General features: G+C 72.8%; 6 protein-coding genes. 5 read left to right on the top strand and 1 reads right to left on the bottom strand.

The features are described 5' to 3' along the window. Positions 1–46: 46 nt before the first annotated feature. Complete coding sequence (locus ACFWGZ_RS03110; protein ID WP_382449786.1) at positions 47–7,864, bottom strand: amino acid adenylation domain-containing protein; 7,818 nt, start codon at positions 7,862–7,864, stop codon at positions 47–49. Positions 7,865–8,427: 563 nt separating this feature from the next. Here ACFWGZ_RS03110 and ACFWGZ_RS03105 point away from each other — a divergent pair. The 5 genes from ACFWGZ_RS03105 to ACFWGZ_RS03085 all read left to right on the top strand — a co-directional run bounded on the left by ACFWGZ_RS03105 (position 8,428) and on the right by ACFWGZ_RS03085 (position 17,493). Then, positions 8,428–10,176, top strand: a complete 1,749-nt coding sequence (locus ACFWGZ_RS03105) for a condensation domain-containing protein (RefSeq protein WP_382449785.1) — start codon at positions 8,428–8,430, stop codon at positions 10,174–10,176. A gap of 61 nt (positions 10,177–10,237) precedes the next feature. After that, complete coding sequence (locus ACFWGZ_RS03100; protein WP_382449784.1) at positions 10,238–11,131, top strand: thioesterase II family protein; 894 nt, start codon at positions 10,238–10,240, stop codon at positions 11,129–11,131. 10 nt (positions 11,132–11,141) lie between these two features. Then, positions 11,142–15,110, top strand: coding sequence for an amino acid adenylation domain-containing protein (locus ACFWGZ_RS03095; protein ID WP_382449783.1), 3,969 nt, complete (start codon positions 11,142–11,144; stop codon positions 15,108–15,110). Positions 15,111–15,133: 23 nt separating this feature from the next. Further along, a complete protein-coding gene (locus tag ACFWGZ_RS03090) occupies positions 15,134–16,378 on the top strand; it encodes an MFS transporter (protein WP_382449782.1) in 1,245 nt (414 codons plus the stop codon). Between the two features lie 125 nt (positions 16,379–16,503). After that, a complete protein-coding gene (locus ACFWGZ_RS03085; protein WP_382449781.1) occupies positions 16,504–17,493 on the top strand; it encodes an aspartyl/asparaginyl beta-hydroxylase domain-containing protein in 990 nt (329 codons plus the stop codon). The last annotated feature ends 39 nt before the right edge of the window (positions 17,494–17,532 follow it).

The raw sequence follows: 17,532 nt of genomic DNA, 5'->3' as shown, positions 1-17,532 counted from the left end.
TCTCTCTTCTCGTCGAACGGGTGGCGGGGACGGGCGAGGACAGGAGTCAGACCGGGGAGCGACGCAGTGCGGGGCGGGCCTGGGGCGCGGTGGCCAGCCGGGCGGCGACAGCGGCCGGCGTCGGCTGCTGGAACACCTCGCGGATGCGCAGTTCGAGGCCGAATTCCGCGCGCACCCGGCTGATCAACCGGGTGACCAGCAGCGAGTGGCCGCCGAGCGCGAAGAAGTTGTCGTCGGCCCCGACCTCGGCGCGCTCCAGCACCTCGGCGAACAGCTCGCGGATCCGCTGCTCGGCCCCGGCGCCGGGATCCGTCGCGGTACCGGCCTCGCCGGGCAGGGCCCGGTGCCACTGCGGCAGGCCGGCGACCGTGTCGATCCGCTGCGCGGGGTCGGCCGCGCACCGCTCCAGCAGGTGGACCAGCGCGGCGGCCATGCGCTCGGCGGTCCGGTGCTCGAACAGCTCGGTCGCGTAGGTCAGTTCGCCGCTGAGACCGGCCGGGGTCCCGTCGGCGGCACGCTGCTCGGTCAGGTCCACGGCGAGGTCGAACTTCGACACCCGTGACTCCACCGGGTACGACCGCGCCGTGATCCCGGGGAACCGGGGCACGGGGGCCTGCTCGTTCTGGAGCTGGATCATGACCTGGACGAGGGGGTGGCGGCCGAGGGTGCGTTCGGGGTTGAGGGCCTCGACCACCTGTTCGAAGGGGACGTCCTGGTGGTCGTAGGCGGTCAGGTCCGATTCCCGCACACGGGTGAGGAGTTCGGTGAAGGTCGGGTCGCCGGAGAGGTCGGTGCGCAGGACCAGGGTGTTGACGAAGAAGCCGACGAGGTCGTCGAGCGCGTCGTCCGAGCGTCCCGCCACCGGAGTGCCGATCGGGATGTCCTCTCCCGCGCCGAGCCGGCACAGCAGTGCCGCGAATCCGGCTTGCAGGACCATGAACAGGGTGCAGCCGTGTTCTCGGGCCACCTCCGACAGCCGCGCGTGCAACTCGCCCTCGACGACCAGCGGCACCGAACCGCCCGCGTGGCTCGCCACCGGCGGCCTCGGCCGGTCGAACGGCAACGCCAGCTCGGCGGGCAGGCCGGCGAGGTGCCGCGTCCAGTGGGCCAGCCCGTCCGCGGTCGGCAACTCGCGCTGCCAGAGCGTGTAGTCGACGTACTGCACCGCCAACGGGGTGAGGTCGGGCCGATCGCCGCGGGACCGGGCCGTGTAGGCCCGCGTCAGGTCGCGCAGCAGCGGGGACCAGGACCAGCCGTCGCCCGCGATGTGGTGGACCACCAGGTTCAGCACGTGCTCGTCCGGGCCGATCTCGAACAGCCGTGCCCTGACCGGCAGGTCGGTGGCGAGGTCGAACTCGTGGACGGTCAGCGCGGCGACCGCCTCGGGCAGCCCGGCCTCGGTGACCGTGGCGGTCTCCAGGGTCAGCCGGGCGCGGGCCTCCTCCTCGGGGAGCACCTGGAGGCGGGGCAGGCCCTCGGTCTCGGGGAAGATCGTGCGCAGCACCTCGTGCCGGGTGACGACGTCCCCGAGTGCTGCTTCGAGCGCGCCCCGGTCCAGGGCGCCGTGCAGCCGGAAGGCGGCGGGCATGTTGTAGATCGAGGCCTGCTCCTCGGCCTGGTGGACGAACCACAGGCGCTGTTGCGCGAAGGACAGCGGCGGGTCGGCGGGTCGCTCCCGGCGGCGCAGAGGAGTCCGGGCGCGTGAGGCCCGGCCCGCGCGTTCCGCGAGGGCGGCGACCGTCTGGGCCTGGAACAGGTCCCGCAGCGGGAGTTCGACGCCGAGCGCGGTCCGGATGCGGCTGACCAGCCTGGTCGCCAGGAGGGAGTGCCCGCCCAGGTCGAAGAAGCTGACGTCGGTGCCGACCTCGTCCAGGCCCAGCAACTCCGCGAAGAGCCCGGCGAGCACCTGCTCCTGGGGAGTCCGGGGGGTCGGGCCGGCGGTGGCCGTCGGCTCGGGCACCGGCAGTGCCCTGTAGTCGACCTTGCCGTTGGCGGTGAGCGGCAGCTCGTCCAGGACGACCAGGGCCGAGGGCATCATGAAGTCGGGCAGCAGCGCGGCGAGGTGGGCGCGCGCCTCGGGGACGGTCACCGTCCCGGTCAGGTGGGCGACCAGCCGCTTCTCGCCGTCCGGTCCCGGCCGGACGGTCACCACGGCCTGCCGGACCCCCCGGCAGCCTGCCAGCGCCGCCTCCACCTCGCCCGGTTCCACCCGGAAACCGCGGATCTTGAGCTGTCCGTCGGCCCGGCCGACGAAGTCCAGGAGACCGTCGGCCCGTCGGCGGGCCAGGTCACCGGTGCGGTACATCCGCGTCCCGGGGGCGCCGTACGGGTCGGCGAGGAACCGCTCGGCCGTCTGGCCGGGCTGTCCGTGGTAGCCGCGGGCCAGCCCGGCGCCCGCGAGGTACAGCTCGCCCGGAGCGCCCGGCGGCAGCAGCCGCAGGTTCTCGTCCAGGACGTAGGCGCGGGAGTCGTCCAGCGGCCTGCCGATCGGCACCGGTCCGGGCAGGTCGTCCACGACCAGGTGGGACGTCGCGCACAGGGTCGCCTCGGTCGGCCCGTACAGGTGCCGGACCGCGATCCCGGGGCAGGCCGCGCGCACGGCGCGCACGGCGGCGGGCGGGACCACGTCACCGCCGGTCAGCACCTCCCGCACCCCGGCGAGGACGTCCGGCCGTTCCTCCGCCACCACCCGGAACAGCCCGGCGGTGAGGTGGACCGCGGTGATCCCCTCGTCGCGGATCAGCAGGCCCAGCTCGGTGACGCCGAGGTCGCCCTCGGGCGCGACGACCACCTGCCAGCCGGAGAGCAGGGGCACCCACAGCTCGTAGTTCGCGATGTCGAAGGCGTGCGGCGCGTGGAACAGGATGCGCTGCGGGCCGGCGGTCCGCCAGCACCGGTCCGCCACCAGGTCGAGCAGGGCGCGGTGGCTGACGCCGACGCCCTTCGGCACGCCGGTGGAGCCCGAGGTGTGCATGAGGTAAGCGAGCTGGTCGGGGTGGCAGTCGACCGTCGTCGCCGCCACGTCACCGGAGTCCTCGGCACCGGTCACCTCGACGACGTGCCCGGTGCGCAGCCCGTCGGCGCGGGAGGCGTCGTCCACGAGCAGCACCGGGCCGCCGGTGTCGTCCAGGATCCGCTGGGTGCGGGCGGCCGGTGAGTCGTGGTGCAGGGGGACGTAGGCGCCGCCGGCCTTGAGCACGGCGAGCAGCGCCACGACGACCTCGGGGGACCTCGGCATCAGCACGGCCACCGGGTGCTCGGGGCCGACGCCGAGCGCGGCCAGGCGGTGGGCCAGCCGGTCCGCGCGAGCGTTCAGTTCGCGGTAGGTCACCTCGACGGCGCCGGACTTGAGGGCCACGGCCTCGGGGGTGCGGGCTGCCTGCGCCTCGAAGGCCCGGTGCACACCCTGGTGCGCGGACGGCTCCCCAGGGCTCACCGGGTCGCCCAGGAGGCGGTCCCGCTCCTGCGGCAGGAGCGCGTCCAGCTCCGAGACCCGGCCGCGCGGCCGGCCCACCGCCTGGGCCAGGACCGACCGCAGGCGCCGGCCCAGGGTGTCGACGGTGTCCCGGTCGAACAGGTCGGTGCGGTACTTGATCACGGCGTGCAGGCCGCCCTCGGCCACCGGCCTCTCGACGAACTGGAAGGCGAGGTCGAACTCGGCCACGGGGAAGTCGACCTCGGCGGTCTCCGCGTCGAGACCGGCCAGGTCGAGCGCCTGCCCGACGGGCCTCCGCATCGTCAGCATGACCTGGAACAGGGGGTGACGGGCCAGCGAGCGGCGCGGGTTGACCGCCTGGACGACTTGCTCGAACGACACGTCCTGGTGGGCGAAGGCCGCCAGGTCCGACTCCCGGACCCGGTGCAGGAGCTCCAGGAAGCTCGGATCGCCCGCCAGGTCGGTGCGCAGCACCAGGGTGTTGACGAAGAACCCGGCCAGCTCCTCCAGTGCCTCCTCCGACCGTCCGGCGGTGACCGTGCCGAGCGGGATGTCGGTGCCCGCGCCGAACCGGGAGAGCAGCACGGCGAGCGCGGCCTGCACCACCATGAAGGGCGTGCAGCCGTTGGCGCGGGCCACCTCGGTCAGGCTCGCGGTCAGGTCCGGGCCCAGGTCGAGGTCGACCGCGGCCCCGTTGTGGTCCGGCACCGGGGGCCGGGGGCGGTCGAGGGGCAGGGCGAGTTCCTCGGGCAAGCCCGCCAACGCGTCGCGCCAGTACGCGAGTTGCGCCTCACCCAGCTCGTGGATCAGCTCCCGCTGCCAGAGCGTGTAGTCGGCGTACTGCACCGGCAGCGGAGCCCAGTCGGGGCGCTCGCCCCGGCTGCGGGCGCCGTAGGCCTGGCCCAGGTCGCGCAGCAGCGGTTCCCAGGACGAGCCGTCGGTCGCGATGTGGTGGATCGCCAGGACCAAGGTGTGCTCCTGCGGTCCCGCGGTCAGCAGGGCGGCGCGCAGGGGAATGTCGGTGGTCAGGTCGAAGGGGCGGGCCGCGATCTCGGTGACGTCGGCGTCGGCCGCGTCGAGGACCAGCAGGTGCGGACGGGCTTCCGGCAGGACGACCTGGCTCGGTTCGCCGTCCGCGGCCGCCGGGTGGACGGTGCGGAGGGTCTCGTGGCGCTCGGCCAGGTCGGCGAGCGCGGTGCGCAGCGCCGGCAGGTCGAGCGGGCCGGTGAGCCGGGTGGCCACCACGCAGTGGTAGGCGGGGCTGGGACCGTCGAGGCGGTGGAGGAACCACAGCCTGCGCTGGACGGCGGACAGCGGGAGGGTGGCGGGGCGGTCGACGGGGCGCAGTGCCGGGCGGGCCTGGCCCGCGCCGTCCAGGGAGGCGGCCATGGCGGCGACCGTGCGCGCACCGAAGACCTCGCGGACCCCGGCCTCCACTCCGAGCGCGGCGCGGATCCGCGCGGCGAGTTGCACGGCCAGCAGGGAGTTGCCGCCGAGGTCGAAGAAGTCGTCGTCGGCGCCCACGGCGTCGAGGCCCAGCACCGCGGCGAACAGCCCGGCCAGGATCTCCCCGCGGGCGGTGCGCGGCGCGCGGCCGATCCGGTAGCCGGGTTCGGGCAGGGCCCGGCGGTCGAGTTTGCCGTTCGCGGTCACCGGCAGTTCGTCCAGCACGACCACGGCCGACGGGACCATGTGCTCGGGCAGTTCCCCGGCCGCTCGGGACCGCAGCTCCTCGGGCACCGGATCGGCGCCGGGGCGCGGGACGACGTACGCGACGATGCGGCGGTCGCCCGGCCGGTCCTCGCGGACGACGACGGCAACCGCGGCGACCGACTCCGCGCGGGCGAGGACGGCCTGGATCTCGCCCGGTTCGACGCGGAAGCCGCGGATCTTGACCTGGTCGTCGGTGCGGCCGAGGTACTCGAGGACCCCGGACGGCGTCCAGCGGGCGAGGTCCCCGGTGCGGTACATCCGCTCACCGGTGCCGAACGGGCAGGCCACGAACCGCTCGGCGGTCAGACCCGGCAGCCCCAGGTAGCCGCGCGCCAGTTGCACGCCGCTCAGGTACAGCTCCCCCGCGACGCCGGGCGCCACCGGTCGCAGCCACCGGTCCAGGACGTACACGCGGGTGTTGGCGGCGGGCCTGCCGATCGGGACGGTGGCCGCGGGGCCGGGACGGCAGGCCCACAGGGTCACGTCGACGGAGGCCTCGGTGGGCCCGTAGAGGTTGTGCAGGCCCGCCTGGGGAAGCACCTCGTGGAACGCGTCCTGGGTTCCGGTGGACAGGGCCTCGCCGCTGCAGATCACCCGGCGGAGCGAGCGGGCCCGCGAGGCGGTCGGCTCGCGCAGGAACACGTCCAGCATGGACGGCACGAAGTGCGCGGTGGTGACCGCCTCGCGCTCGATCAGCTCGGCGAGGTACACCGGGTCGCGGTGCCCGCCGGGCTTGGCGACCACCAGGGTCGCGCCGAACAGCAGCGGCCAGAAGAACTCCCACACCGACACGTCGAACCCGCTCGGGGTCTTCTGCAGGACCCGGTCGCCGGCGGTGAGCGGGTACTCCTCCTGCATCCACAGCAGCCGGTTGACCACCCCCTCGTGCGGCACCAGCACACCCTTGGGGCGGCCGGTGGAACCCGAGGTGAAGATGGTGTACGCCGGGTGCAGCGGCGAGCGGACCGGCGGCCGGAAGGGGCCCGCGTCGGGCAGCGGGACGTCCATCCGCAGGACGGGGACGGTGCCGTAGGACTGCGGGCCCGTGGCGAGGACCAGGACCGGTGCGGCGTCCTGGAGGACGCCCTCGACGCGGGCCGCGGGCTGGTCCAGGTCGAGGGGGAGGTAGGCCGCGCCTGCCTTGAGCACCCCGTGGAGGGCGACGATCAGCTCGATCGACCGGGGAAGCGCGACCGCGACCAGCGACTCGGGGCCGATGCCGCGCGCCGCCAGCGCGGCCGCCAACCGGTCGGCGCGGTGGTCGAGTTCGCGGTAGGTGAGGGACTGGTCCTCGAAGACGACGGCCGTGGCATCGGGGGTTCGGGCCACCTGGGCCTCGAACAGTTCGGGCAGGGTGACCGCGGGGAGTGCGGCGGCGGTGTCGTTCCAGGCCGTGACGACCTTGTCGTACTCCTCGTCGGTGAGGGTGTCGAGCGCGCCGAGCGGGAGGTCGGGGTCCGCCGTCCAGCGCTCCAGCAGCCGGGCCAGCCTGCCGCCGAGGTCCGCGACCCGGTCCCGGTCGAGCAGTTCGGGGTGGTGGCTGAGCCGGAGTTCGAGCGCGGGGCCCGGTTCCACGACCAGGGAGAGCGGGAAGTGGGTGGTGTCCCGGAAGCGGATCTCGACGTCGAGGCCCGGCACGTCGAGCACGTAGTCGCTCATCGGGAAGTTGTCGAAGACCAGGTTGGTGTCGAACAGCGCGGTCGACGCGCCCGCCAGGCGCTGGATCTCGGTCAGCCCGAGGTGGTCGTGGTCCAGCAGTTCCACGCGCTGCCGCTGCACCTCCGCGCACAGCTCGCGCAGCGATCCGGCCCGGTCGAGGCGGGCCCGGACCGGCACGGTGTTGATCAGCATGCCGATCATGTCGTCGGCGCCGGGCAGCGCGTCCGGGCGGCCGCCGACCGTGCAGCCGAAGACCACGTCGTCCTGACCGGTGCTGTGCGCCAGCAGGACCGCCCAGGCACCCTGGACGACCGTGGTGAGCAGCAGGTTGCAGCTGCGCGCCCGGTCCCGCAGCGCCGCCGTCTGCTCCCGCGTCAGCCGCACGACGAAGTCCTCGGGCGTCGCACCGGGCGACACCTCGCGGCCGGCCGGAGCCAGCCGGGTGGGCTGTCCGGTGCCGGCGAGCGCGGCGCGCCAGGCGTGCTCGGCCGCCGGGCGGTCCTGCGCGGCCAGCCAGGTCAGGTAGTCGCGGTAGGGCCGGACCGGGGGCAGGTCGGCGCCGGCGTACAGCGCGAACAGCTCGCGGAAGAGGAGGGCGAACGACCAGCCGTCCAGCAGGAGGTGGTGGGCCGTCACCAGCAGACGGTGGCGCCGCGGGGCGAGGTTGATCAGGGTGAAGCGCATCAGCGGCGGCCGCTGGTGGTCCACACCGCGCGCCCAGTCCCGTTCGGTGACCTCGGCGGCGTACGCCTCCGGGTCGCCACCGCTGTCCGGGCCGCACTCCTCCCAGGCCAGCGGCATGTCCCGGCGGACCACCTGGATGGGAACGCCCGTCTTGCGATGGGTGAAGGAGACGCGGAGGTTGGCGTGCCGCCGGAGAAGTGCGTCGGCCGCCGCCTTCAACGCGGACGGGTCCAGGTCGCCCCGGAGGTCGACGGTGAACTGGGCGATGTAGAGGTGCCTGGACTCCGGGTCGAACCCCGAGTGGAAGAGCATGCCTTCCTGCAACGGGGAGAGCGGCAGGATGTCCTCGACCGCCTGCTGGCTGGTGTTCATGAGTGGTCCACTTCCGGTCGGCGGAGGTCGGTTGGGTTCGAGGGCCGCGGGATCGTCCGGTTCCCCCCGGCCGATCCTGGTGAGGGCGGGGCGGGACGTGCGAATGGCGGCGAGCTGTGCGCGGGAGCCCGACCGACCGGCGTGTGCGACGACCCCGTTGGCCGGTAAGGGCAATCCAGGAGGCGCACCCGCGGCCGGTCGACGTTCTCCTTGCGGACAGCCATTTCTCCGGGCTGGTTGATCACGACGACCGCCGTGGTCCGGCCACCACCGAACACCGCGGGGCCGACCGGCGACCGGACCGGTTTCTGGTTTGCCACCAACGAACCTCCGCTTCCTGTGATTCCGTCTTGATGTCGCGCATGCCATCGTCGGCGCCCGCCGACGCGTCCGGCGGCAGCAAGACCGGCAATCCCCTTGCGCCTCTTCGCGGTGCCTCCGCACATTGCCGCTCCGACTGCCGGTACCGGCGAACGCGGCTGACTACTTTTCGTTCCTGAGCCCAGATCGGACGCGAAATGAGGGAAAACGTGACCAGTCCTGTCGATGCAGCGAATTCGGACGTGGCCGGGGAAACTCCGGACACCCGTCATCAGCGCGTCCTCTGCCACCTGGCCGCCGACGTCCTCGGGGTGGGCCACGTCGGGATCGGCGACGGGTTCGTGGCGCTCGGCGGGGACAGCATCATCGCCATGCAACTCGTCAGCCGGGCGCGAAAAGCCGGTCTGCGGATCACCGTCGGCGACGTGCTGGCGCAGCAGGACATGGCAGCACTGGCACGGACGGCCACCCCGTTGGTCCAGGAACAGGCGCCCGTCGCGGACAACGGGGTGGGACCGGTCGCCACCACCCCGATCATGCGCTGGTTCAAGGAACGCGGAGGCGCGGTCGACACCTACAACCAGTTCACCGTCCTGCGGACGCCTCCGGGGCTGACCGAAGCCCGTCTGGTCTCGATGGTGCAGGCCCTGCTCGACCACCACGACGTGCTGCGCCTGCGGTTGTCCTCGTCGGGTGACGGGGCGGACTGGGCGCTGGAGACCCGGCCGGTGGGCGCGGTCGACGCGGCCTCGGCCGTCCGGCGGACCGACGTGACGGGCCACCCCGAGAAGGAGTGGGCCGCGCTGGTGCGGCAGGAGGCGGACGCGGCGCGCGACCGGCTGCGTCCCGCGGAGGGCAACGTCCTGCAGGCCGTGTGGTTCGACGCCGGACCGGACCGCCAGGGCGTGCTCGCCCTGGTCGTCCACCACCTGGCCGTCGACTCGATCTCCTGGCGCATCCTGGCCGCCGACCTCTCGACGGCCTGGCAGGCCGTCGAGAACGGTGCCGCGATCACCCTCGACCCGGTGCCGACCTCGTTCCGCCGCTGGTCCGAAGTGCTCGGCGAGCAGGCGCACGGGCAGGCCGGCGTCGCGGAGCTCCCCGGCTGGCTCGCACTGCTGCGTCCCGGCGCCGCCCGGTTCGGCGACCAGGAGAGGGTGCCCGGTCAGGACGTGGAGAGCCGGGACCGGAGTTTCACCGAGTCCCTGCCCGCGGAGTTCACCGAGGCGTTGCTGACCACGGTGCCGTCGCTGTTCAACACCGGTGTCAACGACGTGCTCCTCGCCGGTCTCGTGCGGGCGCTGGACGACTGGCACAGCAGGCGCGGCACGGCGGGCGACGGCACCGCGCTGCTGCACCTGGAGGGCCACGGCAGGGAGGAAGCGCTCGCGGAGCTGGACGTCTCCCGGACCGTCGGCTGGTTCACCAGCCTGTTCCCGATCAGGCTCGACCTCGGTGCACCGCACCGGAGGGACGCGCACGCCGCGGGCGCGGCGGTGGGGGACGCGGTGCGGCAGGTCAAGGAGCGGATGCGCGGCATTCCCGACAAGGGAGTCCGGTACGGAATCCTCCGCTACCTGAACCCGCGAACGGGTGCGCTGCTGGAGAAGGCGGCGCGGCCGGAGTTCGTCTTCAACTACCTGGGCCGGTTCGAGGCATCGGACGACGACTGGTCGGTCGTGCCGGAGTACGGGACCGGTGTGGACGACACGGGATCAGGGATGCCCATGGCCCACAGCGTCGAGGTCACCGCGGCCACGGTGGACCGGGCGGACGGCCCGGTGCTCCAGGCCACCTGGACCTGGGCCGGCAGCGTCCTGTCCGAGGCGGACACCCGCGAGCTGGCGGAATCGTGGTTCCGGATGCTCCGGGCCCTGGTCGCGCACGCCCGCGAACCCGGAGCGGGCGGACTCACCCCGCACGACCTGACCCTGAGTTCCCTCAGCCCGCACGAACTCGAGGAGATCCAATCCGATCTGCGGGCCCTCTGAGGAAGTCGGCACCGACATGGGCCGACCGACGACGGCCCGACCACCGTGGAAGGACGATTCCGTGAACAACCCTTTCGACCTGGACGGACGTGCGGCCCAGCCCGGTGGCCACGATGAACCGGGTCCGACCGCGGGCGACGAACGAGAGCGCCGGCGCCCGGCCGACGTTCACCGGGAAGTCGCGGTGAACGGTGCGCGGGACACCACGCTGGTGCCCCTGCACCGGACCCCGCACGCCGAGCGGACCCTGGTCGGCCTGACCTTCTTCGGCGGGGGCACGGCCCCGTACCAGTCATGGGCCGAGCACATGCCCGCGGGGACGGACCTGGTCGTGCTCTGCTACCCCGGCAGGGAGGGGCGGTTCGCCGAGGATTTCGCCCGTGACTGGGACGAACTGGCGGCCGACGTCACGCGATCGCTGCGCGAAGCCGACCTCGGTCCGTACGTCCTCTTCGGACACAGCATGAGCGGGTGGATGGCCTTCGACGTCGCCGCCCGGCTCGACCGCGACGGGGCGAGGAAACCCGACGCGCTCGTCCTGTCCTCCTGCAACGCCCCGGACCGCGGGCTCACGGACAGCGAACTCCTTCCCACGCCCCAGGACACGGACGAGCGGCTCCTGGAGTGGCTGGGAACCCACGGCCTCCTGCCCCGGCACGTCCGTGAACACCCCGGTCTGACCGAGGTGGCACTGGAGCTGGTGCGGGCCGACGTCGACGTCCGCAACACCTTCGTCTACGGCGGCGCCGAGGTGACCGTGCCGCTCCAGGTGCTCTTCGGCGCCGACGATCCGCTGATCAGTGCCGACGCGGCCGCCCGGTGGAGCGCGCTGGCCTCCGGCCCGTACCGGTACGACGTGCTCGCCGGCGGTCACTTCTACACCCCGGAGATCTGGCCGACCCTCCCGAGCCGGATCGCTTCGCTCACTCCGGCCGCGACCGGCTCTGCCTCCTGAGGAGTTCCCTGTGTCCCCCGTGTCCTACGCCCAGCAGAGGCTGTGGTTCCTCAACCGCGTGAACGGCGGTTCGGCGGTCTACAACTGCCCGCTCGCCATCCGGGTGCGAGGCGAGCTGGACCTCACCGCCCTGACGGCGGCGTTCGCCGACCTGGCGGACCGACACGAAGTGCTGCGCACGGTGTACCCCGATGTCGAGGGCGAACCCGCCCCGCGCGTGGTCGCCCGACGCCCCGCGCCGGACGTGGTCAGGTGCGAGGAGAGCGGGCTCGCCGACGCGCTGTCCGCCGCCTTCGACCGCGGCTTCGACCTGACCTCCGACCTCCCCGTCCGGGCGACGGTGTTCGCACTGGCACCGCGGGAACACGTGCTGGCGTTGGTGCTCCACCACATCGCCTGCGACGAGGGGTCCTGGCAGCCGCTGCTCACCGACCTGGCCGCGGCGTACCGCGCCAGGGCCGGGGGCGAGGCACCCCGGTGGTCGCCGCTCCCGGTGAACTACCGGGACTACACCGTGTGGCAGCGCGACGTGCTGGGCGAGGAGGACGACCCGACGAGCCTGCTCGCGACGCAGCTGTCCTTCTGGCGGGAGCGGCTGGCCGGGCTGCCCGCCGAGCTGGACCTGCCGTTCGACCGGCCGCGCCCCGCGGTGACCGACCACCGCGGCGACTGCGTGCCGCTGAAGATCGACGGCGACCTGCACCGCCGCCTGCTCGCGATCGCCGCCGAGCACGGGTGCACCACCTTCATGGTGCTCCAGGCCGGGCTGGCCGTGCTGCTGTCCCGGTTGGGGGCCGGCGCGGACATCCCGATCGGCACCGTGGTGTCGGGGCGCCCGGACGACGCGCTGGAGGGCGTCGTCGGCTTCTTCGCGAACACGGTGGTGCTGCGCACCGACGTGGCCGGCGACCCGACGTTCAGCGAACTGCTGCACCGGGTGCGGGACGCCGATCTCGCCGCCTACGACCACCAGGACGTTCCCTTCGAGCGGCTGGTCGAGGACCTGAACCCGGAACGGTCACTGGCACGGCACCCGCTCTTCCAGGTCATGCTCACCCTGTCCATGGGGGAGCAGACGACGCTCGCGCTGCCGGGCCTGGACTGCGCCGAGGAGCGACCGGACTGGGAGGTCGCGAAGTTCGACCTGTCCGCCGACTTCCGGGAGCACCGCACCCCGGACGGGGAGGCGATCGGGATCGACGGTTCCCTGGAGTTCGCGACCGCCCTGTTCGACCGGGCGGGCGTCGAGCACATCGCCGACGCGTTCCCCTGGCTGATGCAGCAACTCGTGTCGGCCCCGCACCGACCCGTCGGTGACGCCGACCCCCTCTCCGCCGAGCACCGGCACCAGGCGCTCGTCACGTGGAACGACACCGCCCACCCCACGTCGCCCGCCACCGTGCCGGAGATCTTCGAGGCGCAGGCCGCGCGAACGCCGCACGCGACCGCGGTGGTGTGCGGGACCACGAGCCTGACCTTCGCCGAGCTCGACGCTCGCGCCACCGTGCTCGCACGTCTTCTGCTCGCCCGGGGAGCCGGGGCGGAGCGGGTGGTCGCGCTGGCCCTGCCCCGGTCGGCCGAGTCCATCGTCGCAATGCTGGCGGTGCTCAAGACGGGTGCGGCCTACCTGCACGTCGATCTCGAGTACCCACCGGACCGCATCGGGCTCGTGCTGCGCGACGCCGCACCGGTCGCCGTCGTCACGGACACCGCGACCGCGGCAGCGCACGGGTTCGGTGAGGTGCCCGCGGTGTTCGTCGACCGGATCGCGACGCCGTCCGGCCCCGCGTCCGGCCTGGAGTGCCGGGTGCTGCCGGACAGCGCCGCCTACGTCATCTACACCTCCGGCTCCACCGGCCGCCCCAAGGGCGTGGTGACGCCGCATTCCGCCTTGAGCAACCTGTACGCCTTCCACCGCGCGGGCATGATCTCGCGCGCCGAGGCCGCCGCGGGCAGGCGGCTGAGGTCCGCCGTCACCGCCTCGCTGTCGTTCGACACGTCGTGGGAGGCGCTGTTCTGGATGCTGGCGGGGCACGAGCTCCACGTCGTCCGGGACGACGTCCGGCGCGACGCCGTCGCGTTGACCGCGTACGTCAGGTCCGCCGGGATCGACGTCCTCGACGTCACCCCCACCTACGCGGAGTACCTGCTCGACGAGGGCCTGCTGTCCGGGCCACGGGCGCCGCTGGTGCTGCTGCTCGGCGGGGAGGGCGCCGGCCGGTCGCTGTGGAAGCGCCTCCGGGAGACGCCCGGCACCTTCTGCTACAACCTCTACGGCCCCACGGAGTGCACCCTGGACGCGCTGTGGTGGGACGTCGCGGACAGCCCGCACCCGCTGATCGGCACGCCGATCGGGAACACCAGGGTCTTCGTGCTCGACGAGCGGTTGCGCCCCGTCGCGCCGGGCGTGCCGGGCGAGTTGTACGTGACGGGCCCCGGCGTGGCCCGCGGCTACCTGAACCGCCCGGCCGCGACCGCGGAGCGGTTCGTCGCCTGCCCGTACGTGACGGAAGGCGAGACGGGCAGCCGGATGTACCGCACCGGTGACCTGGTCCGGTGGGACCGCCAGGGCAGGCTGGACTACCTGGGCCGGGTCGACGACCAGGTCAAGGTGAGGGGCTTCCGGATCGAACTCGGCGAGGTCGAGGCCGCGCTGAGCCGCTGTCCCGGCGTCGCGCAGGCGGCCGTGACCGTGCACGAGGACGCCAAGGGGGACAAGCGGCTCGTGGCATACGTGCAGTCGGCCGCGGACCAGGCGCTCGACCCGCGCGAGCTGCGCACGCGGCTGGCCTCGATCCTGCCCGACCACATGATCCCGTCGTTCTTCCAGCCGGTGGACCGGCTGCCGATGACGCCCAACGGGAAGCTCGACCGGGACGCGCTGCCGGCCGCGGACCTCGCGAACCGAGCGGCGTCGCGCGGCCCGCGAGGACCCCGGGAGAAGGTGCTCTGCGATCTGTTCGCACAGGTCTTGGGGCTCAGCTCGGTCAGCGCCGAGGAGAGCTTCTTCGAGCTGGGCGGTCACTCCCTGCTGGCCGTCAGGTTGCTCTCCCGTGTCCGGGCTGTGCTCGGCGGCGACCTCACGATCGTGGACCTGTTCCAGGCGCCCACCGTCGCCGACCTGGCGGACCGGCTGGCCGCGGGCGCACCGCAGGACCCGTTGGCGCCCCTGCTCCCCCTGCGGACCGGAGGCGATCGGCCCGCGCTGTTCTGCGTGCACCCGGCCGCCGGGATCAGCTGGGGTTACGCGGGCCTGCTCGGCCACATCGACTCCGGCTACCCCGTTCACGGCCTCCAATCCCCCGGCCTCACCGACGCGACGGCCTGCGGCCGATCCGCGCGCCAGGTGGTCGAGGACTACGTGGAGCTGATCCGGTCCGTCCAGCCCGAAGGGCCCTACCGGCTGGTCGGGTGGTCCCTCGGTGCCGTGCTCGCCCACCTCGTGGCCACCGAACTCCAAGCGGGCGGGGCGCAGGTCGACCTGCTCGCGCTGCTGGACGGCTACCCGCCCGACTCGGTGCCCGGCTACCAGCCGCTCGAAAACGGCGGTTCGGAGACGTTCACCGAACTCCTCGACTCCCTCGGGTACGACCTCTCCGAGCGCGAAGGGGGACGACTGGACTTCGACGACTACGAGCGGGTGGTCCGCCGGCCGGGCAGCACCCTCGAGTGGTTGACGCGAGAGGGAGCCGCCGCACTGGCTCGGGTGTTCATGGACAACGACCGCGTCTACGGGGAACTCCGGCCCGGTACGCACCGGGGGGACGTGGTGTTCTTCGCCGCCACGGAGAGGAGGCCGCACGACGCACCCGAACCCGACTCCTGGCGCCACCACGTGACCGGGGGGTTCGAGGTGCACGAGATCGACTGCGCCCACGGCGAGATGACCCAGGCGGGGCCGATGTCGCGGATCGGCGCCGTCCTCGCCGGGAAACTCGCCCTGCTGGACGCTGCGCGGACCGCGGAGGGGGAACGATGAGCGGCCTGCCCCGCCAGGGCTCGGTGACCGGGCGCGAGTTCCGGTTGTTCTGGTTCGGGGAGACCACGAGCCTGCTCGGCAACGGGATCGCCGTGGTGGCGCTGCCCTTGGTCGCCGTCCTCACCCTGCACTCGGGCACCTTCGTCGTCGGACTCCTGACGTCGGTCGCCTACCTGCCGTGGCTGGTGCTCGGTCTACCCGCGGGCGCCTGGGTGGATCGCCTTCCCCGCCGCCCGGTGATGCTGGTCGCCGACGCCGTTTCCTTCGTCGCCCTCGTCAGTGTTCCGATCGCGGCCTGGGCAGGCGTGCTCACCATTGAGCACCTGCTCGCGGCCGCTTTCATCTGCGGTTGCGCCAGCGTCTTCTTCACCACCGCACAACGCGCTTTTCTGCCCACGCTGCTCGCCGATTCGGAATTGTTGGCAGGCAATGCGCGGCTCCAGGGCAGTCAGTCGACCGCCGAGGTGATCGGCCCCGGTCTGGCCGGACTGCTGGTGCAGTTCTTCGGTGCCGTCGCCGGTCTAATGGCCAACGCGCTGAGCTTCCTGGTGTCCTGGCTCTGCCTGCGGGCGATCCGGATCACCGAACCACCACCCCCGCCGCCTCCGGAGGTCCGGCGGCGCCGGCTGCGCACCGAGGTCGGCCAGGGCCTGGGATTCCTGTTCCGCGACCCCGTCCTGCGCACGCTCGCGGTCTACAGCGCGGTGTCCAACATCGCGCTGACCGGCCTGGGCTCGATCGAGGTGGCGTTCCTGGTGCGGACGGTCGGGGCGGGCGAGGCCGTGGTCGGCGCGGTGCTGACGCTGTGCGGTCTCGGCGGCGTCCTCGGGGCGCTGGTGTCCCACCGCCTGTCCCGGCGGTACGGCAGCGCGCGGGCCGCGATGGGCTGCCTGGTGGGTGCCGCGCCGTTCACCCTGCTCTTCCCGCTGACCGGCCCCGGAGCCGGCCTGGCGTTCTTCGTCGGCGGCGGGATCTGCGTCGGTGCGGGTGCGGTCGCGGCGAACATCATCACCGACACCTTCCGCCAGCGGTACTGCCCACCCGACCTGATCGGGCGCATCAGCGCCAGCGCGGCCGTGGTCAGCTTCGGCGCCATCACCGTCGGCGGGTTGCTCGGCGGCGCGCTCGGCGAGTTGTGCGGCGTCCGGGAGACGATGTGGATGATGGCCATTCTCCAGGTATCGGCGACGGCCATTCTGCTGTGCGGCCCGATTCGGGGAATGCGCGATTTCCCCGAATCCGCCAATTCACTTCTTGCGACCAAGTGAGGAGATGCAATACGCTCACATCACCGGACGCTTACGCCCCGCCTTCAAAGGCCTTTTCGGGCGCGACGTGGAAACAAGATCTCATTGGCGAGAAAGATGCCGAATCTCATTGAATTGAGGCGTTCATGCACGAGAGCAACTCCTTGGAAAAACTTCCCTCAGCGGTGGTGCTGCGGGACGACCTGGACACCGATCTGCTGATGGCGGATCTCGCGGCGCTCAGCGACTCCGAGTTCTGGGCGTTGCAGCGGTCCTTCAAGGACGGTGCCGTCGTGGAGGAGTCCGATGTGGACTGGAAGGTCCTCCCCCTGCGCGCACCGGGCGGGGACCTCCAGCGAACCGACCCCGGCGGTCCGGGACGCGACAGGTTCGCCGACACGCCCCTGATGGCGAAGGCGCCCTACCTCGGTCGGGTCCTGTCCGAGCTGGGCACCGAACTGCGCAGCGTCCGCCTGATGGCGCTGGCCCCCGGTGTGGCCGTCGAGGAGCACTCGGACACCCCGCTCGGCCTCCTCTACGGCTACGTGCGGCTGCACATCCCGCTGGTCACCAATCCCGGCGCGGTGCTGGTGCTCGACGGTGTCGAACAGCGGTGGCAGCCGGGAACGCTCTGGTACGGCGACTTCGAACGACCGCACTCCCTGCGGAACACCGGTGACCGCACCCGGATCCACCTGGTCGCGGACTGCGCCATCAACGACGAGCTGCTCAGCCTGTTCCCGAGCAGCTTCCGCGCGGAGCTGCCCACCAGCGACATCGCCTACTACCGCCCCGAGGTGCCGCTCACCCCGCGCGAACTCGCCGAGTTCGGCTGCCGCTTCGCGATGCCGTCCTCCTTCATGGAGTGGGGAGTTCCCGTGGTCGACGACCGGGAGAGCCTTCTCACCGCCGAGGTGAGCGCCGAGGACGACGGCCTGGTCCTGCGCGTCGAGGGGCACGAGCCGGTGGAGTTGCTGCACCTGGGCGCCGGCGAGTTCCGGTTGCTGGGCTGGAGCGAGGAACGGCTGCTGCGCCTCGACCTCTTCGACGACGACCCGCGAGTGGAGCTCGCCACCAGGCGCGGCCGCCGGCGCCAGGTGGTCCGCCGCCCGGCGCACCGGCTCGCCGCGGTCTGACGACCCGAACCGCCGACCACCGCAGTCCGCCCATCACCG

Origin of the sequence: Lentzea sp. NPDC060358, from assembly GCF_042725365.1 — a bacterium.
GTDB lineage: Bacteria > Actinomycetota > Actinomycetes > Mycobacteriales > Pseudonocardiaceae > Lentzea.
Note: the sequence above shows the minus strand (reverse complement) of the source record. Positions and strands in the feature narration are given on the sequence as shown.